At 68.3% G+C, this 24,924-nt stretch carries 19 protein-coding genes; 7 read left to right on the top strand and 12 right to left on the bottom strand.

What is annotated here, in order from left to right; translation table 11 throughout:
• The first annotated feature begins 1 nt into the window (after position 1).
• Positions 2 to 661, top strand: a complete 660-nt coding sequence (locus tag KBX50_RS23010) for a DUF305 domain-containing protein (RefSeq protein ID WP_307871046.1) — start codon at positions 2 to 4, stop codon at positions 659 to 661.
• A 6-nt stretch (positions 662 to 667) separates the two neighbouring features.
• Here the strand turns inward: KBX50_RS23010 and msrB are convergent, their stop codons facing one another.
• Positions 668 to 1,078, bottom strand: a complete 411-nt coding sequence (gene msrB, locus KBX50_RS23005) for a peptide-methionine (R)-S-oxide reductase MsrB (RefSeq protein WP_210939701.1) — start codon at positions 1,076 to 1,078, stop codon at positions 668 to 670.
• A gap of 47 nt (positions 1,079 to 1,125) precedes the next feature.
• Here msrB and ligD point away from each other — a divergent pair, with 47 nt between their 5' ends.
• The gene (gene ligD, locus KBX50_RS23000; protein ID WP_210939699.1) at positions 1,126 to 2,151 is read left to right on the top strand and encodes a non-homologous end-joining DNA ligase; all 1,026 of its coding nucleotides are present in this window, start codon (positions 1,126 to 1,128) and stop codon (positions 2,149 to 2,151) included.
• Between the two features lie 31 nt (positions 2,152 to 2,182).
• On the opposite strand, the gene KBX50_RS22995 is transcribed toward ligD, so the two are convergent.
• The 3 genes from KBX50_RS22995 to KBX50_RS22985 form a co-directional block, all read right to left on the bottom strand.
• A complete protein-coding gene (locus KBX50_RS22995) occupies positions 2,183 to 2,635 on the bottom strand; it encodes a GNAT family N-acetyltransferase (protein WP_210939696.1) in 453 nt (150 codons plus the stop codon).
• 48 nt (positions 2,636 to 2,683) lie between these two features.
• Positions 2,684 to 3,049 (bottom strand): hypothetical protein, encoded by a 366-nt coding sequence (locus tag KBX50_RS22990; protein WP_210939694.1) that lies wholly within the window; start codon positions 3,047 to 3,049, stop codon positions 2,684 to 2,686.
• A 267-nt stretch (positions 3,050 to 3,316) separates the two neighbouring features.
• Positions 3,317 to 4,042 carry a DUF899 family protein gene (locus KBX50_RS22985; RefSeq protein WP_210939692.1) on the bottom strand — a complete coding sequence of 242 codons (726 nt, stop codon included), beginning with the start codon at positions 4,040 to 4,042 and terminating at the stop codon, positions 3,317 to 3,319.
• 62 nt (positions 4,043 to 4,104) lie between these two features.
• Here KBX50_RS22985 and KBX50_RS22980 point away from each other — a divergent pair, with 62 nt between their 5' ends.
• The 4 genes from KBX50_RS22980 (at position 4,105) to KBX50_RS22965 (ending at position 16,176) form a co-directional block, all read left to right on the top strand.
• On the top strand, positions 4,105 to 4,776 hold the full coding sequence (locus KBX50_RS22980; RefSeq protein ID WP_210939691.1) for a helix-turn-helix domain-containing protein: 672 nt from the start codon (positions 4,105 to 4,107) through the stop codon (positions 4,774 to 4,776).
• Positions 4,777 to 5,085: 309 nt separating this feature from the next.
• On the top strand, positions 5,086 to 9,075 hold the full coding sequence (locus KBX50_RS33670; RefSeq protein ID WP_210939689.1) for a LamG domain-containing protein: 3,990 nt from the start codon (positions 5,086 to 5,088) through the stop codon (positions 9,073 to 9,075).
• Positions 9,076 to 9,558: 483 nt separating this feature from the next.
• A complete protein-coding gene (locus KBX50_RS22970) occupies positions 9,559 to 15,732 on the top strand; it encodes a polymorphic toxin-type HINT domain-containing protein (RefSeq protein WP_210939686.1) in 6,174 nt (2,057 codons plus the stop codon).
• Positions 15,733 to 15,870: 138 nt separating this feature from the next.
• Positions 15,871 to 16,176, top strand: a complete 306-nt coding sequence (locus KBX50_RS22965; protein ID WP_247674266.1) for a hypothetical protein — start codon at positions 15,871 to 15,873, stop codon at positions 16,174 to 16,176.
• Positions 16,177 to 16,545: 369 nt separating this feature from the next.
• Here KBX50_RS22965 and KBX50_RS22960 read toward each other — a convergent pair whose 3' ends face one another.
• Positions 16,546 to 18,129, bottom strand: coding sequence for an alpha/beta hydrolase (locus KBX50_RS22960; protein WP_210939682.1), 1,584 nt, complete (start codon positions 18,127 to 18,129; stop codon positions 16,546 to 16,548).
• Positions 18,130 to 18,162: 33 nt separating this feature from the next.
• Positions 18,163 to 19,263 (bottom strand): ATP-dependent DNA ligase, encoded by a 1,101-nt coding sequence (locus KBX50_RS22955; protein WP_210939680.1) that lies wholly within the window; start codon positions 19,261 to 19,263, stop codon positions 18,163 to 18,165.
• Between the two features lie 136 nt (positions 19,264 to 19,399).
• On the opposite strand from KBX50_RS22955, the gene KBX50_RS22950 reads away from it, so the two are divergent.
• Complete coding sequence (locus tag KBX50_RS22950) at positions 19,400 to 19,612, top strand: hypothetical protein (protein WP_210939679.1); 213 nt, start codon at positions 19,400 to 19,402, stop codon at positions 19,610 to 19,612.
• Between the two features lie 9 nt (positions 19,613 to 19,621).
• Here the strand turns inward: KBX50_RS22950 and KBX50_RS22945 are convergent, their stop codons facing one another.
• From KBX50_RS22945 to KBX50_RS22920, 6 genes are all read right to left on the bottom strand, one after another.
• Positions 19,622 to 20,539, bottom strand: coding sequence for a DNA-3-methyladenine glycosylase (locus tag KBX50_RS22945; protein WP_210939677.1), 918 nt, complete (start codon positions 20,537 to 20,539; stop codon positions 19,622 to 19,624).
• A 121-nt stretch (positions 20,540 to 20,660) separates the two neighbouring features.
• Positions 20,661 to 21,320 (bottom strand): hypothetical protein, encoded by a 660-nt coding sequence (locus KBX50_RS22940; RefSeq protein ID WP_210939723.1) that lies wholly within the window; start codon positions 21,318 to 21,320, stop codon positions 20,661 to 20,663.
• A 229-nt stretch (positions 21,321 to 21,549) separates the two neighbouring features.
• A complete protein-coding gene (locus KBX50_RS22935; RefSeq protein WP_210939676.1) occupies positions 21,550 to 22,326 on the bottom strand; it encodes an anti-sigma factor in 777 nt (258 codons plus the stop codon).
• The gene (locus KBX50_RS22930) at positions 22,323 to 23,015 is read right to left on the bottom strand and encodes a sigma-70 family RNA polymerase sigma factor (RefSeq protein WP_093402862.1); all 693 of its coding nucleotides are present in this window, start codon (positions 23,013 to 23,015) and stop codon (positions 22,323 to 22,325) included. Before KBX50_RS22930 ends, KBX50_RS22935 begins: the two co-directional genes overlap by 4 nt.
• Positions 23,016 to 23,098: 83 nt before the next feature.
• Positions 23,099 to 23,956, bottom strand: a complete 858-nt coding sequence (locus tag KBX50_RS22925) for a spermidine synthase (protein ID WP_210939674.1) — start codon at positions 23,954 to 23,956, stop codon at positions 23,099 to 23,101.
• On the bottom strand, positions 23,956 to 24,924 hold the full coding sequence (locus tag KBX50_RS22920) for a hypothetical protein (RefSeq protein ID WP_210939672.1): 969 nt from the start codon (positions 24,922 to 24,924) through the stop codon (positions 23,956 to 23,958). Before KBX50_RS22920 ends, KBX50_RS22925 begins: the two co-directional genes overlap by 1 nt.

Genomic DNA, 24,924 nt, shown 5'->3' with positions numbered 1-24,924 from the left:
CGTGTCGGGGGCCGGAGTCGTCGTGTCGTCGGCCCGGCCGCCCGAAGGGCGTGCCGTGGCGCGGGCGTGGCGCACCACGCTGCGTGTGCTGCCGCTGCACCTGCTCGCGGTGCTGCTGGTTGCCGGCTGCGGCGGCTCGCCCGCGCCGTCCGGGCAGCCCGCGCCCGCCGACGCCACGCCGCCGGTGGCCGCGACCCCCGCCGCGACACCTGGCGTCCCCAGCGAGATGACCGGCATCGACCTGCTGTTCCTGTCGATGATGGCCGGGCACACCGAGCAGACCCTCGAAATCGTCAGGCTGGTGCGGGACCGGCTCACCGACGACGAGCTGCGGACCTTGGTCGCCGCCGTCGAGGCGACCGAGACCGACGAGTTGGCCACCGCACGCGGCTGGCTGGCGCAGGCCGGGCGCAGCGCCCGCGCCGACGATCACGCCGGGCACGGCACCGGACCCGCGCAGCTGGCGCGGCTGCGCGACGCCCCGGACACCGAGGTCGACGAGGTGCTGATCGAGGTGTTGAGCGCGCACCAGCAGGCTGCCGCCGACCTGGCCCGGGCACACCAGGCGGCGGGCACCGACGCACGGGTGCTCGACCTGGCCCGGCGCGTCGAGCAGTCGCGTAGCGCTCAGGTCGCGCTGATGGCCGGCCGGCCGGGGTGACCAGGGTCAGACGTCGTTCGGGTCCAGGCGGATGGAGAGCGAGTTCACGCAGTGCCGGGTGTCCTTCGGGGTGAAGCCCTCACCGCGGAAGACGTGACCGAGGTGGCTGTCGCAGCGGGCGCAGCGGATCTCGGTGCGACTCATGCCGAGGGAGTTGTCCTCGATCTCCTTGATCGCGCCCGGGATCGCGTCGTCGAAGCTCGGCCAGCCGCAGTGCGAGTCGAACTTGGTGTCGCTCGGGTACAGCTCGACACCGCAGGCCCGGCACCGGTACATGCCGGGCGTCTTGGTGTCGACGTACTCGCCGGTCCACGCCGGCTCGGTGCCGTGCTCGCGCAACACCCGGAACTCGGCGGGGCTGAGCCGGACCCGCCACTCGTCCTCGGTGCGGGGCAGTTCGCTGTCGGGAAGAGTCACAGGTCAACGGTACGCCGAAGGTCGGACCCATCGCATATGGTCGCGCAATGGGTGGCACGAAGGCTGCGGCCGAGCAGATCGAGGTGGCCGGGCACAGCGTACGGCTGTCGAGTCCCGATCGGGTGATCTTCCCGGAGCGGGGCTTCACCAAGGCCGACGTCTTCCACTACTACGTCAGCGTCGGCGACGGCATCATGCGCGCGCTGGGCGACCGACCCACCACGTTGCAGCGCTTCCCCGACGGCATCGAGGGGGAGATGTTCTTCCAGAAGCGGGTGCCGACCCGGGGCGTGCCGCCCTGGGTGCGTACCGTCGAAATCAGCTTTCCCAGCGGTCGCAAGGCCGCGGAGCTGTGCCCGGCGGACCTGGCCCACGTGGCTTGGGCGGCGCAGATGGGCACGGTGGTGTTCCACCCCTGGCCGGTACGGTCCGCCGACGTCGACCAGCCCGACGAGTTGCGGGTCGACCTGGATCCGCAGCCCGGCACCGACTTCGCCCACGCCGCGACGGCCGCCGCCGAGCTACGGGCGATCCTCGACGAGTTGGGCGTGCCGGGCTGGCCGAAGACCTCCGGCGGCCGGGGCGTGCACGTCTACCTGCGCATCCAGCCGCGCTGGACGTTCGTCGAGGTACGCCGGGCCACCATCGCGCTGGCCCGGGAACTGGCCCGCCGCCGGCCCGACCTGGTCACCACCGCCTGGTGGAAGGAGGAACGCGGCGAGCGGGTCTTCGTGGACTACAACCAGATGGCGCGGGATCGCACCATCGCCTGCGCGTACTCGCTGCGGGCCAATGCCCGGGCGACCGTCTCCACCCCGGTCACCTGGGACGAGCTGCCCGACGTCGAGCCTGACGACTTCGATCTGCGTACCGTGCCGGAGCGGCTGGCCCAGCGCGGCGACCCGCATGCCGGCATCGACGACGCCGCGTGGGACATCACGCCGCTGCTCGAATGGGCCGAGCGGGACGCCACCGCCGGAGAGGGCGACCTGCCCTACCCGCCCGACCACCCGAAGATGCCCGGCGAACCGAAGCGGGTCCAACCCTCCAAGGACCGCGACCGCCCCCGCTGACCCGCCGGGCGACTCGGCGGCGGTGCACGGGTCAGAGACTGAGCTTCATGCCCTCGTGGCTGGCGACGAAGCCGAGGCCGAGATAGAAGCGGTGCGCGTCGTGGCGGGTCTTGTCGGTGGTGAGCTGCACCAGGCCGCAGCCGTGCTGCCGCGCCTGGTCGATCGCCCAGGTCATCATCTGCCGGCCCAGGCCCCGTCCGCGCTGGTCCGAGCGGACCCGGACCGATTCGATCAACTGTCGCTCGGTGCCGTGCCGGCCGAGCCCGGGGATGTAGGTGAGCTGCATGCAGCCGAGCAGCTCACCCCCCGCCTCGGCGACGACGAGCTGGTTACGCGGGTCGGCGGTGATGTCCGCGAACGCCTTCTCGTACGTGGCGTCGACCTCGCCGACGTCACGGGTACGCCCCAGCATGTCGTCGGCGAGCAGGTCGAGGATGGCCGGCAGGTCGGCCCGGACCGCCTCACGGAAGATCACCTCACTCATCCCGCGAGCGTCCCACAACGGTGCGACCCGATGTGCGGCAGAGCACCGTCAACTGTCGCTGTACCGGCTGACGCGTTCGAGCACCGCCAAGGCTGCGCCGACGGAGGCGCATGCGGCCGGGATGGGTGGCAGATGTTCCGGCGGGCCGGCCTCGGTGAGCGGAGCCTCGAAGAAGCCGCCGCCGCCGTCGACCCGATCACCCACGACGATCTTTCCGACGTCAGGCACGTGTACGCCCACCCGGCCGTTCGGAAGCAACGTGGTGCCCGGCGGCCAGACCACCACTGCGGCCCCTGCTTCGTCCCGCAGGGTCAGGCAGCCGCCATCACCGACGGCCACTCGACCGTGCATCGCCGCGAGAAAGTCGTACGTCGCACCGGCGACCAGGGTCCGGTAACCGTCACCGTCCAGCACCCGGCCGCTCCCGACCGCCGGGGCAGGCGTCGGTTCCGGCGCCTGCCCCGGCGAGATCCCAGGGGCCTTCTCGGTGCTGGTAGGTGTCCGAGGGCCACTGGTGCAGCCGGTCAGTGTCAGCAACAACCCGGCAGCAACGACATCGATCCTTAGCACCGACTCATTAGATCCGTAATGTCCACGTCTATCCCTTAGCGACATGCCGGTCGGTGGCGTGGTCTCTGCGCCGATGGCCCCGGGTAGGTGGCGACCGTTCGGCTCAGGTCTTCAGTGGCAGTGGTGCTGGTCCGACTGGACGGGCGTGGCGCCGGGGCGGGTCCACTGGGCTACCGGGCGGCCGTCCTTACGCCACCAGCTGTACGTCGGGTCGGCCTGCGGCCAGCCGTCGGGGGAGTCCTCCCAGGCTTCCTGTCGTCCGTATGCCGTCATGTCGAGCAGCTTGAGCGAGCCCATGATCGCCTCGACGCCGCGTCCGGTCGTCTCGTAGGTGAGGAACACCCGGTCGCCCCGGCGCAGGTAGCAGGCGATGACGCCGCCGCCGGCGACTGCGGGCTCGTCGATGCCGTACGTCGAGTACCACGGGTGGAGGTAGCCCATGAACTCGCGGAACGGTGCGATCTCCTCGTACGGTCCCTCGGCGAAGACCGCGAACCTGATGCCCCGTGCCTCCAGGTAGCTAGCCTCGTGGAAGTTCCAGATGCTGATGGTGCAGCCTTCGCACTGCTCCTCGAACGGCTTGCCGAGGTGCCACATGTGCTTGTAGACCACGAGTTGGTCACGCCCGTCGAAGATGTCGAGCAACGAGACCGGACCCTGCTCGCCGACCAGCTTGACCGGGTTGACCTCGGTCATCGGGAGGCGACGGCGGGCGGCCGCGATGGCATCACCCGCCCGGGTGTGCTCCTTCTCCCGTACGAGCAGTGCGTTCCGTTCCCGAAGCCAGGTGTCGCGGTCGACCACCGGAGGCGCTGGCGATGTGTCCGTACTCTGCATGCCGCTACTATAAACATAGCGTCCACTCGTGTGAAAGAAGTTGATCAGGTTTGCCTGCCAAGTTGACCTACGCGCACCACGGCGACGCATGCCGGGCTGCCAACGCCCTCGACCTGGTGGGTGACAGGTGGACGCTTATCGTCGTCCGCGAACTGCTCCTCGGTCCCAAGCGCTTCGCCGACCTTCAGGACGCCGTTCGTGGCATCACCCCGGCCGTCCTCAGTGACCGGCTCAGATCCCTGCGTCAGGCCGGCATCGTCGACCAGGTGATGCTTACCGACCTGGCGCGCACCCGCGCGTACGCCGTCACCGAGTGGGGCCGTGGCCTGGAGTCGGTCCTGGCGTCGCTGGGCCGCTGGTACTCCTCCGGACCGGACCCCCGCACCAGCGGTGGCATGACCCCCGACGCCATGGTCCTCGCCATGCGCACCATGGCGCCCCCCGTCCCCGAGGGCCTGCCACTGACCGCCCTGCGCCTCTACGACACCCGCCAGCCCGACCCACCGGTCCGCGACTACCGGCTGACCACCGTCAACGGGCTGCTGGACGTCCGGCCCGGTGCCGCCGTCGACCCGGTGGCGACAGTGACCGCCGACTCGACGGCCTGGAGCGGGGTGCTCTTCGATGGCCTGCCGCTCACCGACGCCGAACGCGCCGGCACCGTGCGCATCGAGGGCGACCGCGACACCGTCCTCGGCGTCGTACGCCTCTATCTCACGGCCCCCGCCCGCTAGCAAAACGCGTTCGATCCTGTTGCTGCCAGCGGCCTTCATCATTGCTAGAACGCGGCGCGCGATCGACAGGCTCGGCAGCAGCGACCGTGCAACCCAAATCGGACCACTGGGAGTGGGTCGCGGTGGTCACGGTGAGCTATCGGCGTCGCCACAAAGGGCGATTGCGTCAAAAGGGGTGCGCGGAGAGTATCGACTCGAATTCGCCCTGGTGCTGGGCTTCATCTATCTGTACGTTGTGCCGCAAGCTTGATCACGGTTGCTTCACGGGGGTGCGGCTTGTCGATCTGTCCTGCCTGGATTCGGTCCACTGTGGCCATTGTCGTGCTGGTTGGCTCTTTCTCCGCGTTTTCGCCGGCTGCTCATGTCAACGCCGAAGCCGCCGACCCCTGCCCGGGTGGTGTGCCTGCCGGGGTCAGTAAGGAGCACGCGGCTCAAGCGTTGGCCGAGAAGTGTGAGTCGCCGGTGGAAGTGCTCGAAGCGGCGTCGGAGACGACGAAGGTCTTTGCCCAACCTTCCGGTGATTTCGCCTTCGAGTCTTGGGCCGAGCCGCAATGGACCAGGCAAGACGGCAACTGGACAGAGATTGACACGACGTTGACGGTGGGGCACGACGGTCTGGTTCGCCCGGTTGCCTCAACGGCCGACGTGGTCTTTTCCCCGGGCGGGAAAGGGGCCTTCGCCACCATGACCGGGGGTGGCGCCAGCTTCTCGCTCGGCTGGCCGGATCCACTCCCGCAGGGCGTGATCGCCGGAGACAGCATCACCTACCTGAACGTGTACCCGGACGTCGACCTCGTGGTGCGTGCCGAGCGGGGTGGCTTCTCCCACCTTCTCGTGGTCAAGAGCGCAGCGGCGGCCGCCAATCCGTTGGTCCGCGAGACCCGCTACATCGTAGGCGGATCAGCGACTGTGTCCGTGGTGGGCGGAGGCGTCACCGTATCTGGCCCGGAGGGCCTGCTGGCGGCAGCCCCGCCGGCCAGAGCTTGGGACTCGACACTTGAGGGCGCCGGCGCGCGGGCCGGTTTCCTGGCCGACGGTGCGCCATCCGATCTGAAGCCGAATCGGTCGACCGTCCGCGGTCCGGCTGATTCCGCCAGGACCGCACCGGTCGACGTCGAGGTCAGCGAAGGTCTGTTGAGCGTCTCCGCCGACCCCGACCTGCTTGACGCCGGCAAGTTCCCGATTTTCATCGACCCGACGTACGACAAGAAGTGGGCCAGTTGGGCTCCGGTGAACGACTCCAGGCCAAGCACCCAGTGGACCTCGGGTACTTCCTGGCCCAGGGAGGTCGCGCGGGTGGGATCGAATTACGATGACCACGGCGACATCTGGCGATCGCATTTCTACTTCGATACCTCGGCGCTGGCTGGCAAGCGGTTGACCGGCACAGCCAGCTTGGACGCCTACGTCGTGCACACCGCCGACTGCGACGGTGAGCTGATCTCCGTCTGGCAGACCAACTCTCTGGCTGCCAACACCCCCACGTGGAACGGCATGAAGGACAAGTGGCTGCACGATGGGGCATTGCAGACTAAACGCGGCAAAGCGAATGCCCGATGCGGCCAAGATGCCAACTGGATGAACTTCAACGGCTCGCAGATTGGCCACCACGTCCAGCGCCATGCCGATGAGAACTACACCTCGATCACTTTCGGCCTGCGGATGACGACCGAGAGCGGCGGCCGGTGGGCAAAGTTCGATCCGGCCCACGTCAAGCTGAAGACCGACTACCAGCACAAGCCGCATTCGCCGGTGGCGATCCGGACCGCGCCAGGCGGTGCCTGCGCCAAGACCTCGCCCGGCCCGTGGATCACCGACCGGACACCGACTCTGTACGGCAAAGCCGGCGACGGTGACGGCACGGTGCGGATCCGGTTCGACCTCAACGGCCCGACCAGCCCGGCCGAGCACACCACAGGATCGTCCACAGCCGGCGCTGAGCGGAGCTGGCCCTTGAGTACCTCGTTGGCTGAGGGCAGCTACAACTGGCGGATCCGGGGTACCGACGGGGTGGACGACACCGACTGGACAAGCCTCTGCTACTTCCGGCTGGACCACACCCCACCCACCGCACCGGTGGTAACACGCACGTCCGGCACACCCGTCGAGGGCCAGCCGGTAACACTCTCATTCACGTCGTCCGACACACGGTCGGGGATGAAGCAGTTCGCGTACGGCATCGGGGTCGACGCCCAGCAGACCTTCAAGGCGTCAACGGGTACGACTACAGTCACGTTCACCCCGGAGGTTGGCCGCACGGTCGTCTATGTGTGGGCTCAGGACATCGCCGGTAACTACTCGACGCGCACCGCCTACAACTTTTTCACTGGCCGCATCACCGAGGCCCAGTCGCAGGGCGCCTGGCGCTTCGACGGTGACGCCCTCGACGACTCCGGCCAGGGCCATGACCTGACGGTGGGAAGTGGAGTCGGCTACGGCTCGGACCGTAAGGGGAACGCCAACGCCGCGCTGACCTTCGATGGCACGGGCTGCGGAGAGACGACACCGGTGATTCGCACCGACGCCGAGTACACCGTGGCGGGCTGGGTGAAACTGACCGACAAGTCGGCCAACCGTGCCCTGGTCACGCAGGCTGGCACCACCCGTCCTTCCTTCTATTTGCAGTACCACGCTGCCAGCGATCGCTGGGAGCTGGCAATGACCAGCGGTGATGTCGGTACACCGACCTGGGCCTACATTCAGGCCGGCGTAGCTCCACCGCAAAGCGTATGGCAGCACGTCGCCGCCACGGTGGACCCTGTTGCGCGGGTAATGCGCCTGTACGTTGGAGGCCAACTCGCGGCTGAGGGGCATATTCCGTTTGTTCCTTGGAATGCGCAGAGCAAATTCATGGTCGGTTGTGCGGCGAGCACTAGCGATCAATGGCATCAAATGCGGGGTTCGATCGACCATCTCGGGGTCTGGCAGGGCCTACTTTCCGAGGCAGAGATTGCCCGCGCCGCTACTGAGCTGCCGGCTGGCGAGGTCGGCACCTGGCAACTGCACGGCGGCGGAATCGAGTCCACGGGCCGATCGTCGGCCCTACTGCTACCCGAGACCGAGACCTGGGTGGATGACCAGTTCGGGCGGACTGAGTCGGCGGTCGAGCTGAGCGGCACGCAGTGCGCGAGGACCGAGCAGCCGGTGCTGCGCACTGACGAGTCATTTACGATCGCGACCTGGGTCAAGTTGGCCACTATCGGCACTGGCAACCAGACCCTCGTAGGTCAGGACGGCGTCCGGGTCAGTGGCTGGTATCTGGGTACCCGCCATGTCAACGGTGTCCCGTATTGGACGCTGATGATGAAGGATTCTGACGACGAACATTCGACGTCGCGGTGGACAGCGTCGCCTACCCCAATAGCCGCTGACGTTGGTAAGTGGACGCATCTTTTGGGCAGCTATGACGCATCTGCACAACGGATGAGCTTGTACGTCAACGGCTTGTTGGTGCACTCGATTATTCGTCCGGTGTCGCCCTGGCAGGCCAATGGGGCAATGACAGTGGGTTGTGCGTTGCACACTGGCGTCCACACCGACTACACGGCTGGCGCGACAATCTCGGAAATCCGGGCCTGGCGGGGTGTTCTGTCCGCCGTTGAGGTGTTGGCGGTACACGGGGGCAACCCGGAGGTGAAGCTGGAGGGGATGTGGCCGCTGGACGGCCCAGCGAGCGATACCCCTACCTATCTGACGGACTGGTCAGGTAACGGTCGCGACCTGACCATCACTGGACCGTATGCCTGGGCGCGTGACCGGGGTTTCGGCCGTGACGGTGCACTGGGCCTGGAACTCACCGGCGATTCCTGTGCAGAGTCGACCGGTCCGGTGGTACGAACCGATGCCTCGTTCACCGTGGCCGCATGGGTGCTGCTGGAACAGACAACCGATCACCACACGGTGCTTTCGCAGGTCGGCAATGTGCATGGCGGCTTCTTCCTGAAGTACAACCCGACCCAGGATCGTTGGCACTTCGGCATCCCGTCGACCGGGGACAGCACTTCCGCGATCTGGCACACCGCCGAGTCGCAGCAGCCGCCCGAGTTGGGTAAGTGGACGCACCTGGCCGGGGTCTACGACGTCGCGGCCGGCGAGCTACGGCTCTACGTCGACGGTGAGTTGCAGGGCGAGGCGGACGGCCCTTCCGCGCCGTGGATGGCTGCCGGCCCGACGCTTATCGGATGCAACGGTGCCGCCGACGGGCGCCGCTGGGCACCGCTGGGTGGTGTCGTCGACGACGTACGCATCTGGACTTCCACTGTGGATCCGGATCGGATCGCGGACCTCGCTGCTCTTTGAGCCACGGGTTGGGGCGGCTTGGTTACCGCCCCAACCTTGCCCACCTGACTTTCCCTCACCCCTCTGCGTCAGGAAGGTGTCATGTCGCAGCCTCGCACCGTCCCCTCTCGTTCCCGACGACTCGTCACGTTCGGCACCGTCGCGGTGCTGGTGGCCTCGACCCTCGCCGCGACTCAGCCAGCCCAGGCGGCCGAGGTGCCCTCCGGCGACCGTGAGGTGAAGACGATCGCGGCCGAATCGCTCCGGCGAGCACCTGTCGACCGGACGCCATTGCCTGACGACGGTGGCCGATGGACCGGGGCGGGGCGGGCAACGTGGCCGGCGGCGGGAGAGACCAGCCTTGCGGTCGCAGGTGCTCGGCCGGACCGACGTTTCGACGGCGAGCGGCAGTCCGGACGGACGGTGCGGGGAACCGCGGGCGGGCTACCCGTTACGGCCTCAGCCGTTGCCGGTAAACGTGCTCCTGAACAGGCACGAGTGCAGGTGTTGGCCGAGCATCACTCGCGTCGACTAGGCGTCAGTGGGCCGGTAGTCCTCGTTGACGGCGGTGCCGGTGCGATCGAGGCCGCCTTCGACTACGCCGGGATCCGTGAACTATACGGTGCGGGGTGGGGCGAGCGGCTGACCCTCAAGCGGCTGCCGGCTTGCGCGGCGACCACTCCGGAGCGGTCGGAGTGCCAGGAGATCGAGCCGGTCGAGGCCACCAACGACCCAGTCACCAGCACGGTCTCGACTCAGGTCACGCTCTCCGGTGCGGCACCTGTGGTGTTCGCCATCACGGCCGACGAGTCCTCGGATGAGGGCGACTACAAGGCCACCGACCTGAAGGCGTCGGGTTCGTGGACGGCCGGAGACAGCTCCGGCGCGTTCTCGTACTCGAACCCGCTGCGGCTGCCGCCGGCGGAGGGTCCGCTGCCAGAGGTGTCGTTGGACTACTCGTCGCAGGTGGTGGACGGCCGGATGGCCGGTGCCAACAACCAGGCGTCGTGGGTCGGGGACGGGTGGGAGTACGCGCCGGGATTCATCGAGCGCTCCTACGTCACCTGCACCGACGACCGCGACGCGGTCGACAGCACGGACCCGAACAACAAGGACAAGAAGACCTACGATCAGTGCTGGAAGGGTGACTCCCACAACGTCACCGTCTCGCTGAACGGCACCAATGCCTCGCTGATCAGGGACGACACCACCGGCACCTGGCGGGTTCAGAACGACAGCAACTGGCGGATCCGCCTGGAGGGCGCCGCAGCGACGTCGGGCAACGCAACGACCGAGCGGTGGACGATCACCACGCCGGACGGCACCAGGTACTTCTTTGCCAGCGAGGTCACCTCGGCGAACTCCCGATGGACCATCCCCGTCTTCGGCAACCACGCCGGCGAGAAGTGCCACGCCACCGCCTTCAAGGACTCGTCGTGCAAGCAGGCATGGCGGTGGTTGCTGGACAAGGCCGTGGACGTGCACGGCAACACGGTCCGCTACTACTACGAAAGCGAGACCGGTTACTACGGTGCGGCCGATGACAAGGACAACCGGCAGTCGTTTCACCGCGGCGGCCACCTGAGGCGGATCGAGTACGGCCTGCACGCGGATCACGCGAGCGTCGCCGCCACCGGACGAGTGGTGTTCGACGTCGCCGACCGGTGCCTGGCCACCGAGTGCCACAAGGACGGCAAGCCCGTCAAGGCGAACTGGCCGGACGTGCCGTGGGACAAGTACTGCGACGCGGCGCCCTGCACCGACAAGCTGGCTCCGGTCTTCTTCACCACCAAGCGGCTCACGAAGATCACCACTCAGGTACGCAGCGGCAGCAGCTTTTCGGACGTCGAGTCGTGGGCGCTGACCCACGAGTTCAAGGCACCGAAGGTGGCCGGGTCGGCGTCGCTGTGGCTGAAGGAGATCGTGCACGCCGGGCACGTCGGCGGCACCGTCACCGAGCCGGCGGTGCAGTTCACCGGAGTGGAGTTGTCCAACCGGGCCAACGTGCTCGCCGGGGCACCTCTGTTCTCCAGGTGGCGGATCCAGAACATCCGCACCGAGTCTGGCGCCGACATTCACGTCACGTACTCCGAGGCGGACTGCGACTACAACGACGTCCCGGCGTCGCCGGAGAACAACTCCCGGCTCTGCTTCCCGGTGTACTGGACGCCGGACGGCTACGCCTCGCCGAAGTTGGACTGGTTCCGCAAGTACGTGGTCACCGAGATCTCCGAGATCGACCGCACCGCCGACCAGCCTGCCATCACCACCAGCTACGAGTACTCCACCACCGGTGGCGGCACGTCGACGCTGTGGGGTTACGACGACAGCGAGTTCACCAAGAAGAAGCACCGTACGTACGGACAGTGGCGCGGCTACTCCCAGGTGGTCACCAAGGTCGGTGAGCCCGGCCAAGGCGTGCCACTGACCACCCGGAAGCGGTTCTACCGTGGCATGCACGACCAGCCGCTGCCCGGCGGAGGTCGGCGTGACGTGCAGGTCGCCGACTCCGAGGGCAACACCTTCGCCGACCACCCGGCGCTGGCCGGTATGCCTCTGGAGGAGGCGACCCTCGACAACTCGACAGTGGTCGAGGCGTCCACCACGCAGTACTGGACCCGCCAGACCGCCGAGCGTGACCACGACGGGGGTACCGCCCGCGCGTACCTCAGTGGTCCGTCCGTGCAGAAGACCCGCAAGCTTCTCGCGGCGAACACGTGGGCGCGCACCGAGTCCCGGACGACGTACACCTCGGAGGGTCTGCCGGAGACGGTGTCCGACCTGGGAGACACCGCGAGCACCGGCGACGAGACCTGCACCCGTACCACGTATGTCAGCAACGACACCGCATGGATCCGGGCGGCCGTGTCCCGGGTGGAGACCGTCGCCAAGGCGTGCGGCGCGACGATCTCCCGCCCGGACGACGTCGTCTCCGACGTCCGGACTTTCCACGACGGCTCGGACATCCACGGTGCCATCCCGAGCGAAGGGTTGGTCACCCGCGAGGACACCCTCGACACCTGGACCGGTGGACCGGTCTACGCCACCACCTCCCGTACCAGCTACGACGATCTGGGTCGGGTCGAGAGCGTGACGGACGCCCGCGGCGGTGTCACCACCACCGCGTACACCCCGGCGGGACCGGGTCCGGTGACCCAGACGGTCACCCTCAACCCCCTTCAGCACAAGGTCATCACCTATCAGCAGCCGGCCTGGGCCGAGCCGACCGCAGTGGTCGACGCGAACAACAAGCGCACCGACCTGACGCACGACCCGATGGGCCGGCTCACCAAGGTGTGGCTGCCCGGCCGGGCCAAGGCGACCCAGACGCCGAACCTGGAGTTCGGCTACCTGGTACGCGCCGACGGGCCGCTGGCCGTCACCACGAAGCGACTCGGGCCCAACGGCAACTACATCACCGAGATCGGGCTCTTCGACTCCCTCTACCGCCCGGTGCAGACCCAGGAGGACGCCCTCGACGGTCGACGCCTGGTGTCCTCGACCGGCTACAACGACCGAGGTCTGGAGGCGTACCAGGCAGGTCCGGCATACGTCACAGGCCAACCCGGCCCCGGGCTGCTGGAGCTGAACCCGGGCGCCGACCGGGTGCGGACGGTGTTCAGCCACGACGCGGTCGGCCGGGTGATCAACGAAGGGCTGTGGTCGGGGGACAGTCAGCTCTGGGCAACTGTCACCAGTTACGGCGGTAACCCGGATGGCTGGCAGGTGACCGTCACCCCGCCGCTCGGCGGCACCGCGACTGCCACTCTGAGCGATGTCCACGACCGGACGTTCGAGCTGCGTCAGTTCCACGGACGGACCCCCACCGGCGGGTTCGACACCACCACGTACACCTACACTCCGCGCGACGACCTGAAGACCGTGACCGGCCCGACCGGCAAGGTGTGGCAGTACGAGTACGACCTGCGGGGACGGGAGCGACGCACCACCGACCCGGATAAGGGCGTCACCACCCTGACGTACGACAACAGCGACGACGTGACCTCCTCGACCGACGCTCGGGGCGAGGTGGTTTCCACCGAGTACGACCTGCTCGGGCGGCAATACAAGCGTCGGGTCAACGGACAACTCGCCGCCGAGTGGACCTACGACACCGTCGCCAAGGGCCATCTGACCAAACAGCTGTCGATCGTCGACGGCTATCACTTCACCCGTCAGATCTTCGACTACAACGACGCCTACCAGGTCCGCGACGAGGAGTCGGTCGTGCCGGCCATGCCCGGCCTGGCCGGTGCCGCCGGCACCTACGTCTCCACCTTCACGTTCAAGGTCGACGGCTCGCCCGAACGGGTCAATATGCCGAGGGTGGGTGGTCTTGAGCGGGAAATGCTCAACCACACCTACGACGACCTGGGCAACGTCAAACGGCTGGTCGGCACGTCTTCGCCCTCCGGAGCGGCCACCGTCTACGTCGACGACGCCACATACTCGCCCTACGGCGAGCTGCTGCAACGCAAGCTCGGCGTCAACAACAAGCCGCAGGCGTATCAGACCTACGTCTATGACGACGTGACCCGGCGGCTGGCCGAGTTCTACTTCGACCGCGACGCCAGCATCACAAACGTCGCCGCGCTGAACTACGAGTACGACCCGGCGGGCAACGTGCTGTCGATGGCCAACCGGCCGCAGGACAACGACGGCAACGCCCGGCCCGGCGACAGCGACGTCCAGTGCTTCCAGTACGACCAGTTGCGCCGGCTGACCCAGGCATGGTCGCAGAGCACGAGCACGTGTGCCGGTACCCCGCAGTCGAGCGACGTGGGTGGAGTGTCGCCGTACTGGAAGTCGTACGCCTACGACAAGGCCGGCTCCCGCGAGTCGGTGACCGACGAGCGCGCCGGCGTGACCTCGACCTACGGGTACGCCGCCACCGGCGGCCAGCCGCACGCGGTGCGAACGGTCACCACCGGCGAGCGGGTCGACCACTACGACTGGGATGCAATCGGCAACCTGACCTACCGGCGGGTCGGCGGGGTCACCGAAACCCTCGACTGGAACGCCCAGGGCAAGCTCAGCGAGATCACCGGTCCCGGCGGCACCACCCGGATGCACTACGACGTGGACGGCAACCGGATCGCCCGGATCGACCCGAACGGCGACGCCACCGTCTTCGTGGCCGGGCACGAACTGACCGTTTCCGGCCAGAACAAGACGGCGACCCGCTACTACGAGCACGCCGGAGGCGTGATCGCGTCTCGCAGCGGATCCTCGGCTTCAGGCTCGGGTGACGTCTTCTGGCTGGGTTCGGATCATCAAGGGTCGACACGGTGGGTCGTCAATGCTGTTACCCGCGTCGACACAATCAAGTACGCCGACCCCCACGGCAACGTTAGGGGCCCTGCTGGTGGTCCTTGGCCGTCAGGGCAACGTGGCTTCGTGGGCGGCACCGATGATCCGACTGGCCTGACCCTTCTGGGTGCCCGATTCTACGACCCCACTTTGGGTGCGTTTATCTCAGTGGACCCTCTGCAGGATCTCGCCGACCCGCAGCAATGGAACGGATACTCCTACTCAAACAATAACCCGGTCACATGGTCAGACCCATCAGGACTTATTTACTCAGACTTCATCGATGCGGTAAATCAAGACGCAGCGCGAGGTAACGGCAAGGCGAGCCAGCGCGGACTTTGCCTGGACGGAAGTGCCTGGGCATGCTCGCAGAAGTACCAGCAGAACCGCAGCTATGCGAAATCCCGCATTGCTAAGGGCCCTGGCCCCTCTGCAAAAAAGCAGATGGCAGGAGCTCTGCTTTGCACGGCGATCGTGCTTTGTCGTATCGCCGAAACCGCCTACACTGCCACCCGCGCATACAAGTCATGTATTGCCGGAGCCAGTGCCGAGTGTGGCGGATATGCGATGGACCTCGCGTCGATGGGTCATGGGAGGAGCCTCAGGCGTCTCCTGAAGAACACTTGCCGGCACAGCTTTGACCCCGAAACCCTCGTACTTATGTCCGACGGCAGTAAAAAGCCGATCGGACTGATCGAGGAGGGTGACGAGGTCGTCGCTCGCGATCCTGAAACGGGCGTTACGGCAGTCGCTTCGATTGAAGTCATACACGTCAACCAAGACAGCGATCTGACCGATCTCACTATCCGGACTGCTGATGGCCGTTCGATCGTTCTCGAAACCACACAACATCATCCCTTCTGGAGCGAAAGCCGACAGGGGTGGGTAGACGCGGCCTACCTGTGGCCGGGCGAGCAGCTGGGAACCCGGCATGGTCACGCCGAGGTCGTCAAGGTTCTCAACTACTCCGGCAACGAAGCCATGAGAGACCTGACCGTTGCCAACATCCACACGTACTATGTGCTCGCCGGCAACACGCCCGTTTTGGTCCACAATACGGGGCCGGGCGGTTGTATTCCCGGCTATGAGAACCCCGGGCATCATGATCCACGCGGTGGACCGAATCCGTACAATCCCAATAAGGGGGTCTTGCCGGCCGACGCGGAAGCGCAGTTCCAGAATAGCGTTCTTGTTGAAGGAACGCGTTGGACTAAAATCGGTTCCGGCAAGAAGGCCATCTATTATAGATATTCCAACGATGAACATGGAAATTGGCACTGGAGTGGTAGCTCCAATGGTGTAGACAACCGGGGTAATCCAGTACAGATTCCCTTGAATCATATTCCTATTCAGGTCCGGCGGAGGTGAGGGTTGAGATTCCTAGACGATGATGGCCGATTCGGGTTGCTGGTGAGCCCTCTCCCTGGTCGCCGAATGTTTCGCTTTCAAATCATTGTGGATGGCGAGCTGGTGGGCGATAGCGAGGGTTGCATCCTAGGCTCGGTGATGACGCAGCTCAAAAATCGGCCACATATCGACGACAGAAGGCTCGATTTGCTCGACACTGACCCAACCGGATTTATGGAACTGCTGGCTTGGGATGAGTTCCTACATGACTCGACGATGATGTCGGGCGTCGAGTCGCTGGATCGATGGACGGTATATAGCTATGTACGTGCAGGGCGGTTCACCATCGTCGCGCAAGAAGTATCAACGCAGGCGTCTAGTCCCATTCTCGTCGCAAGAATTGATGAAGACACCTTCAACTCCATAGTTGATGCGACCCGAGCCTATTGGTTGAATTATCAATGACGAGGTAAGGGTTTTGTTTAGCCGTGGCGTATCGGGCACCACTTTTTTCGGGCTGCTGGGAGTTAGGACTTCGGATGTCGCAAAGTGCTCGTGCGGCTGAACCACGCGCTGAACGTCGTTGACGTCCGCTGGGGTTGCGGTCAGGGTGGATGTCAGACGCATATTAGGTATGTAGGTACCCCGACCTAATGTACTCGGCCGCGGCCAGCTCCGTGTGGGTCATTTGGAGAGCGTGTTGAGGCACTCGGATCTTGGTCTAGGGCCTTGGTCCGGCTGTCTTACTGCATCGGCTTGCGCTGCCGGCGATGAGTTCTGATCGCCGTAGCTGGCCCGGTGGAGGTGTTCGGGCTGCTGGGCGACCGCCGCCGGTCAACGGGCTGGGCAGCGCTTGCCGTCGGGTGGGACGGTCAGGTCGATCAGGTACGCGTTGACGGCCTCGGTGATGCAGGTGGTCTGCGGGTAGGCGGTGTGGCCTTCGCCCTCCCAGGTGAGCACCCGGCCGACACCCAGCATCTCGGCCAGCGCCGGGGTCTGCTCGTACGGGGTGGCGGGGTCGCCGGTGGTGCCGACGACAAGGATCGGCGGGGCACCCTCCGCGCGGCCGGTGGGGTAGGAGTCGCTGCCGCCGGGCCACTCGGTGCAGGAGACCAGGCCGGCGGCGAGCGGTGCGCCGAAGAGCGGGTACTGCGTGCGCCACTGGGACTGGAGCTGGCGGATCCGCTCCAGGTCGGGGCGTTGCTCCTCGTCGGCGCAGTTGATGGCCAGGTTGGCGTCGAAGAGGTTGCTGTAGTTGCCGTCGGAGTCACGGTCGGTGTAGTTGTCGGCGAGCCGGAACACGTCCGTCGGGTTGCCCTCGTTCAGCCGGTCGATGGCCTGGGCGAGCTGCTCCCAGCCGGGCTCGGAGTACAGCGACGAGACGATGGCGTAGAAGATCCAGCCGGCGGTGGCCTCCCGCCCTTCGGCGGAGCGGACGGGGGAGACCTCGGCCTTGTCGATCGCCGAGGTGACCGCCGCCCGGGCGTCGGGGGCGATGGGACAGCGGGCCGCGTTGGCCGCACACCAGCGGGTGAAGTTGTCGAAGGCGCGTTCGAAGCCCCTCGCCTGGCTCTCCGAACCCTCGATCAGATCTTGCCGGGGGTCGACCGCGCCGTCGAGCACCAGCGCCCGTACCCGCTGCGGGAACAGCTGGGCGTACGTGGCCCCCAGCAGGGTGCCGTAGGAGTAGCCGAGGTAGGTCAACTTCTCGTCGCCGACAGCGGCCCGGATCGCGTCGATGTCGCGGGCCGCCTGCTCGGTGCCGTACAGCGGTAGCTGGTCGCCGTACTTGGCGCCGCAGCCTTGACCGATCTGCTGGTTGAGCGCGACGAAGTCGTCGAACGACGCCTGGCTCTCCGGGTCGGGGTTGTAGCCGAAGACGGCGTCGAGGTCGGCGTCCGGGATGCACTCGACCGGGCTGGACCGGGCCACCCCGCGCGGGTCGAAGCCTATGATGTCGAAGCGTTCGAGGATGGCGTCGGGCAGGCCGCCGTACTGTTCACCGAAGGTGAGGTAGACGGCGGTGTCGACGCCCGAGCCGCCGGGACCGCCCGGATTGACCAGCAGGGAGCCGATCCGGTCGCGCTGGTTTGTGGAACGGGCCCGGAGCAGCGCGATCTCGAAGGTCTCACCGGCGCCGGGACCGGTCGTGGCGGCGCTGCCGCCCGCCCAGTCACGCGGCACCTGGATGCGGGTGCATTCGTACCGGATGTCCGGAGCACGCCGCCCGACCACCTCGTCGGCCACCTCCGGGCAGGACCGCCAGGTCGGCGCGGCCCCCGGTGCCGCGGCCTCGCCGTCGACGTCGGTGCGTGGCGCGAACGCCGGCAGCGTGCAGCCGGCGGTGACCACGACGGCGGCGGTCAGGCCGGCCACGGTGAGCCGGAAACGGCGGGTCCGATCGGGCGTACGGGTCACGAACGAGCCTCCGTGATCAGGTTGCCGGCCAAGCTATGCGGGCCCGGCCGGCACCGCCGGGTCACCCCGCAGCACCTGGTCCACGTCGAACCGGACCGGCCGGTCGAGTTGATCGTATCGGCAGGAGAGCGGGTCGCGGTCTGGTCGCCAGCGAACGAAGCGCGCCGTGTGCCGGAACCGGTCACCCTCCATCGCGTCGTACGCCACCTCGACCACCAGTTGCGGGCGCAGCGGCTCCCATTCCAGGTTCTTCGTGCCGGTCCAGCGGCTGACCCCGCCGGGGATGCGCTGCCCGCGTTCGTGGTCGCCGTGCACCCACGGGTGCTCCGGCCCGGCGTCGCGGTAGGGGGCCAGCTCCTCCAGCAGTTCGGCGCGGCGGGCCATGGTGAACGAGGCGCTCACCCCGACGTGGTGCAGCACCCCGGCGTCGTCGTAGAGGCCGAGCAGCAGCGACCCGACCACCGGACCGGACTTGTGCCAGCGGAACCCGGCGACCACCGCGTCGGCGGTGCGGGCGTGCTTGACCTTGGACATGAGCCGCTTGCCCGGCTCGTACGGCAGGTCGGCGGGCTTGGCGATCAGCCCGTCCAGGCCGGCGCCCTCGAAGACGTCGAACCAGCGGCGCGCCACCTCGGCGTCGGTGGTGATCTGGGTGACGTGCACCGGGGGTCGCACCCCGGCCAGCGCCTGCTCCAGCCGGGCCCGGCGGGTCGGGTAGGGGGCGTCGAGCAGGCTCTCGTCGTCGAGCGCGAGCAGGTCGAAGGCGACGAAGTCGGCGGGAGTCGTCTCGGCGAGCAGTTTCACCCGGGAGGCCGCCGGGTGGATGCGCTGGGCCAGCAGCTCGAAGTCGAGCCGGGGTTTCCCGTCCGGGCCGTCGCGGCGGATCACGATCAGCTCGCCGTCGACCGCGCAGCGCGCCGGCAGTTGCCGGCGGGCCTGCTCGACCACTTCGGGGAAGTAGCGGGTCATCATCTTGCCGCCCCGGCTGGCCAGCTCCACCTCGTCACCGTCCCGGAGGACGATGCAGCGGAAGCCGTCCCACTTGGGCTCGTAGGTCATCCCCGGGGCGGTGGGGATCGAATTGACGCTGCGGGCGAGCATCGGCTCCACCGGCGAATTGATCGGCAGGTCCACGGCGATCAGTCAACCAGACGGCACCGACAGTGGTGAGCCGGATCACGGTCGCCCGGTGGGTGGCCTGTCCGCCTCTGACCCGTCACGTCCCACCCGGGCGAATCGCAAAACAGCAGGTCAGAGCTACTTTCGCGAGGTGGCGGAGTGGGTGTGCGGGTGCTGTGGACGGTGGCGGGTGAGCGTCGAGCTGATCGACGGCCGGTACCTGTACCGGTTGGTGCACACCTATCCCCGGCGCTTCGGCGGCGGCAAGAACGTGCTCGGCGAGGTGGGGTCGGTCGACGAGCTGGCCGAGCTGCTCCGCCGGCGTACCCCGGTCGACCTGGCCGACCTGCGCGAGGCCGCCTGATACTGGCGCTCAGTAGTGGGCGAAGGAACGGATCGGGGCGCGCGGGCCGAACTTCGGTGCCTGCACGGCGGCGGCCTCCAGCAGCCAGCAGACCCGGCCCCGGTGGCCCCGGAACGGCTCCAGCAGCTCCAGCATCCGGGCGTCGTCGCCGCGCGGCTCGCCGGCCAGGGCCCAGGCGACCGTGTTGGGTACGTGGTAGTCACCGACGCTCACCGCGTCCGCGTCGCCGTACGCCACCCGGACCACCTCGGCGGCGGTCCACGGCCCGATGCCCGGGATCGACCGCAGCAACCGGGTGGCCTCGGTCGAGTCGGCGCATCGTTGCAGGCGGTCGGCCACCCGCGCGGCCCGCGTCAACGTCTCGGCCCGTCGCTGTTCCACCCCGAACGGATGGAAGACCCAGTACGGCGCGGCCGCGACAGCCGCCGGGTCGGGTGGCAGCAGCAGCGGTACCGGACCCGGGGCCGGCTCGGCGAAGTGGCGCACGGTCGCCGCGTACCCCCGGTAGGCCTCCTTGCCGGTGACCTTCTGCTCCAACACGGCCCGCAGCACCCGGGGAAAGATCAGTCCGGTGGCCGGCATCCGTAGCCCCGCCTGCTGGCTGGCCAGCCGCGCCACCACGGGATGGCTCGCGGCCAGCTCCGCGAACCCGGTCAGGTCGTCGCGGAGTCCGGCCACCGCGTCGGCCTGCTCGACCATCCAGCCGCCGCCCGGTCCGTGACCCTCGGCGATCAGATCGCCGCCCTCGGGCCGCAGGGCCAGGGCGGCAGGTCCGTCGGGCGTGCGCGCCGCCCACCAGAAGACGCCCGCGATCATCCGAGCGCACGGGTCGTACGGGCTGAAGGTGAGCGGACGCACCGAGGCGGCAAAGCGGTAGCCGGGTGGCACTTGCAACACCCGTTTCGTGGTTGGTGCCGTCCAGTTCACCGGCTCACTCTGCCACGCGAGCCACCCGGGTCAACGAGGCGCACCCGCTGGTTCCGGACAGGAACGTCGGTGGCCGGCGGCGCCATTGCTGGCTGGGGCCGGCCACCGACGTGCTGATGGATCAGTAGTCGTAGTCGGAGTCCGAGTCGTTGGACTCGGACTTCGACGGCGGGGCGACCGCCTTCGGGGTGCCCTTGGGCAGGCACTCCAGGTTCTTGCTGCCGTCCGGGTTGACCACGAACCAGGTGCCGCCGACGCCCTGGCCCTTCCATGCGCCCGGCTTCTTGTCCCCGATGTAGGTGTAGAGCGGCCAGCCGTCGAGGGTGATCTGGCGGGTGCCGTCCTCGCGGGTGATGGTGCCGACCGCGTCGTCGGAGACGCCCTTCAGCTCCGGGGCGCCGTCGGTCAGCGCCGGCGGCCACACCTCGGCGCACTGGCCGTCGCAGTTGGACGAGGGCGGGTCGTTGGTGTCGCGGTCAAAGCGGTACAGGATGAATCCGTCCTGGTTGACCACGGCGCTACCCATCCGGGGGAACTTCTTGCCGGTCAGGCTTTCGGTCAGTTCGACACCGTCGGGCAGGGGAGCGTCGGTCTCGGCCTCCGCGCCCGGTGACGCCGAGGCGCCCGGGTCCGCGCTGGCCTCGGGGTCGGCGGTCACGCTGGGCTCGGCCGCGGCGACGGCGACCGGCTCGGCCGCGCCCGCGTCCGCCCCGTTGTAGCCTGCGGGAGCGCAGGCCGTAAGTGCGAACATGGCGCCCACGGCGATGACGGTTCGCTTCATCTGTGCCACGTGCCCTCCTCATACTTGGCAAGTTCACCGGGAGATACGGGGCGAGCGCTGTCAAGGTTGAATCCGAAAGGGTGGGCAAGTTCACAGGAATCCATTGAACCGTGTGGGTTCTCTGTCCGTGTGAGTCCGTATCCCCAGGTCGCCGCGCCGCGCCTGACCGGGGTGAGGCTGCAACGACGAAGGCCCGCCTCGATCGAGGCGGGCCTTTCGAACACGTGGATCAGGCCGCGGGGACGGTCACCAGAGTGTCCGTGGCGCCCCGCGAGTCGATCTCCTGCACCTCGAAGTGCTTGATGTCATCGAGCTTCGTCGACGTGGCCGCCGACAGGGCCAGCAACTGCGGGTTGGCGTTCGTGCCATAGCCACCGTCCGGCACCGACCAGGTGGAGACGACCTCGGTGGAGCCGTCGTCGCGTACCACCACCAGGCGGCAGGTGCGCGGCCCCGGCAGCTTGCTCAGGCTGAAGTCCATCTTGGTGCCGAAGTCCTTCGAGATCAGGAAGAACGTCGCGCTGACGCCGGTGGTCGAGTCGGTGACGTTCACCTTGTCGCCCTCCTGCTCGTTGCCGCCGAAACCCGGGTCACCGGGGTTGCCAGGGCGGTCGCTCGGTGGGCCCACCGGAGCCGTGGTCGGTCCGGCGAACGGCGGTGCGGTGCTGCTGTCGGTGAGATTGCTGAACACGACACCGGTCAGCCCACCGAAGACCACCACGGCCGCCGCGGTCGCGAGGACCTGCCGGAACCGGGCCCGCCGACGATGCGTACGCAGCGCCACGAGCGTCCGGTCCAACAGGACCGGATCCGAGTGGGTCTGCTCCAGCGCCGTGATCGACTCCTCGTCGATGTCGGAGAGCAGCCCGACCACCGGCACCATCGTCTCCAGTTCGGCGGCACAGGCCCAGCAGGTCGCGAGGTGTTCCTCGAACCGCTCCATGTCCTGTTCGTCAAGCACGCCGAGCGCGTACGCGGCGACGTCCATGTGGTCAACCCGGCTCATTCCGTCACCCCCCTCTCCTGCAGAGCTGTGCGCAGCGCGCGCAGCGCGTAGTAGACCCGCGACTTCGCGGTGCCCAGTGGCAGACCGAGCTCCTCGGCCGCCTCCGGCACCGTCCGGCCCCGGAAGTACGTCGCCACCAGGATCTCCCGGTGCGACTGACTCAACGTTCGCAGCGCGTCCGCCACCGTCATCGACCGGAGCACCCGGTCGGTGCTGTCGGCCTCGGCGAACGCGGTCAGGTCCCGGTCGTACGTCTCGGCCGGGCGGGCCTGCTCGCTGCGGTGCTCGTCGATGGCGATCCGTCGCGCCACCGTCACCAGCCACGGCCGTAGCGACCCCTGTCCCTGCGTGCCCAGCCGATGCGCGTTGCGCCAGGCCCGCAGCAGGGTCTCCTGGACGATGTCCTCGGCCCGCTGCCGGTCACCGCCGGTCAACCGCATCACGAACATCAGCAGCGGTCCGGCGTGTTCCGCGTAGAGCGTGCGGACCAACTGGTCGGAGTGGGCGGCTTCGGTGGTGGAAGCCTGGTGGCGGCCAGGGGTGGGTCGCGGCGTCACCGGGCTATTCTGGCGAGCCGCCGCACGAGAGTCGACCCCACGGGTGGACGTGGTCGGCCGCGACTGGGACCGGGCGGACATCCAGTCCACCCGCACCCGGTCGCCCTGCCAACCGACCGCCAGTGCGTGCATGCAGACCTCCGACGTCCATGGACAGAAAGCCGTCCCCCCACGGGCATGGCTGCTGACTGGTACGGGAGGCAGCACCGAACGGATCAACGTTCGACGGAAAAAATCCCCGGCGGAGGTGGCGTCGAGTCGACGGCATCGGCGTCGTGCACCACCGTGGCGCCTCCGGTGAAGCGATCGAGTTCCGCCCCGACCAGCACCCGGCCGGGAAACCAGTCACCGGCGGCCCGGCGGGTCAGCGCGGCCACCGGCGGGTCCTGACGGCCGGCGAGGAGCACCAGATTGCCGTAGCGCCGGCCCCGCAGCACAGCGGCGTCGGCGACCAGACACGCCCGGGGCAGCACCTCCCGCACGGTGGCCACCTGCCCCCGGACGTGGCGCAGCGGCGGCCCGTCGGCGACGTTGGCCAGATACCAGCCCGCCGGGTGCAGCACCCGGGCCGCCTCGGCCGCGTACTCCACCGAGGTCAGCCGGGCCGGTGTCCGGGCACCCGCGAAGACGTCGGCGACCACCACGTCGTAACTGGCCTCCCGACACGAGGCGAGTACCGCCCGCGCGTCACCCACGCGTACCTTCAGGCGCGGATCGGCCCGCCACGGCAACACCCGCCGCACCAGGTCGACGAGCGCCCCGTCCACCTCGACCACCCGCTGCGTCGAGCCCGGGCGGGTGGCGGCGACGTACCGGGGCAGGGTCAGCGCACCACCGCCCAGATGCAGCACCCGCAGCGGGGCACCCGCCGGTGCCACCAGGTCGATCGCGGCGGCCAGTCGACGGACGTACTCGAACTCCAGGTGCGTGGGATCGGTCAGGTCCACATGCGACTGCGGTGCGCCATCGAGCAGCAGCGTCCACGAGCCGGACCGGTCCCGGTCCGGCACCAGCTCGGCGAGCCCCGTGCCGACCGGCTCGGTGATCCGGTCGGCGGCGCGACGCCGACCCATCAGCGGCCGGTCCGGGCGGCGGCGGTGCGGGCGGCGACGGCCAGCGCGCGGTGCAGCAGGCGCGCGTCGCCCAGCCGGGAGCGCAGCAGCCGCTCCAGCCCGGCGATCGGCACGAGGTTCTGCGGGGCCCGGGGATCCTTGTACGGGCTGGACGCGAACCGGGGCAGGGTGACCGCCGACAGGTCGGCCAACCACACCGCCTCGGCGATCTCCAGGTCGGCGGAGCACTCCAGCCGGACGATTCCCGCCCACGGCGCGCCCGCGGCCACCGGCAGCCGCAGATACCACGACCAGCCGCCCCAGGCGGTGCCGAGCCGGAACACCGGCGAGCGGTGGCCCGGTGGCAGACCGGTGACCACGGCGGTGAGCCGGGCGTCGAGGTACTGGCTGTGTTGGGTCTTGATGTAGCCGAGCGTGCGGGGTAGCTGCCGCCGGTTGCGCAACGGCCCGTCCACCACCAGCAGGTCGTCGTCGGTACGCGCGGCGGCCGAGACCTGCACCTCAAGAGCGGTCAACGGCCCCTGCACCGCCGCCGGCAGCTTGGCCAGCTCACCGCTGCCGCTGACCCGGTGCACCGGGTAGCGGACGTTGCCGGCCACCACGTCGGTCGCCGACGGGCTGGCGGTGAACAGGCCACGTTCCACCGTGGCACCGGCCAGTTGCGCGGCACCGCGATCCAGGTCGCACCGCACCACCCCGGCCGCGTACGAGGCGGCCAGCCCGGGAAACGAGCCGCCGTCATCCTCGGCCGTCCAGATGCTGGCGTCGATCCGGCGTACCCCGTCGACCAGCAGCACCACGTCCGGTGCCCGGACCTCCGGACGGGGGCCGATCGCCCGCCAGTCCACCGCCGGCAGCTCGTGCTCCGCCTCGACCTGGGCGCTGCTCGGCGCGGCCGGACCGGCCGGCGCGGCCTCGAACGACGCCCCGTAGCCCGGATCCCAGGCATCGACGAAGAAGCGGTTCAC

The organism is Micromonospora sp. C51 (assembly GCF_018070435.1).
Taxonomy (GTDB): Bacteria; Actinomycetota; Actinomycetes; order Mycobacteriales; family Micromonosporaceae; genus Micromonospora; species Micromonospora sediminimaris.
This window is presented reverse-complemented; position numbering and strand designations above follow the sequence as displayed.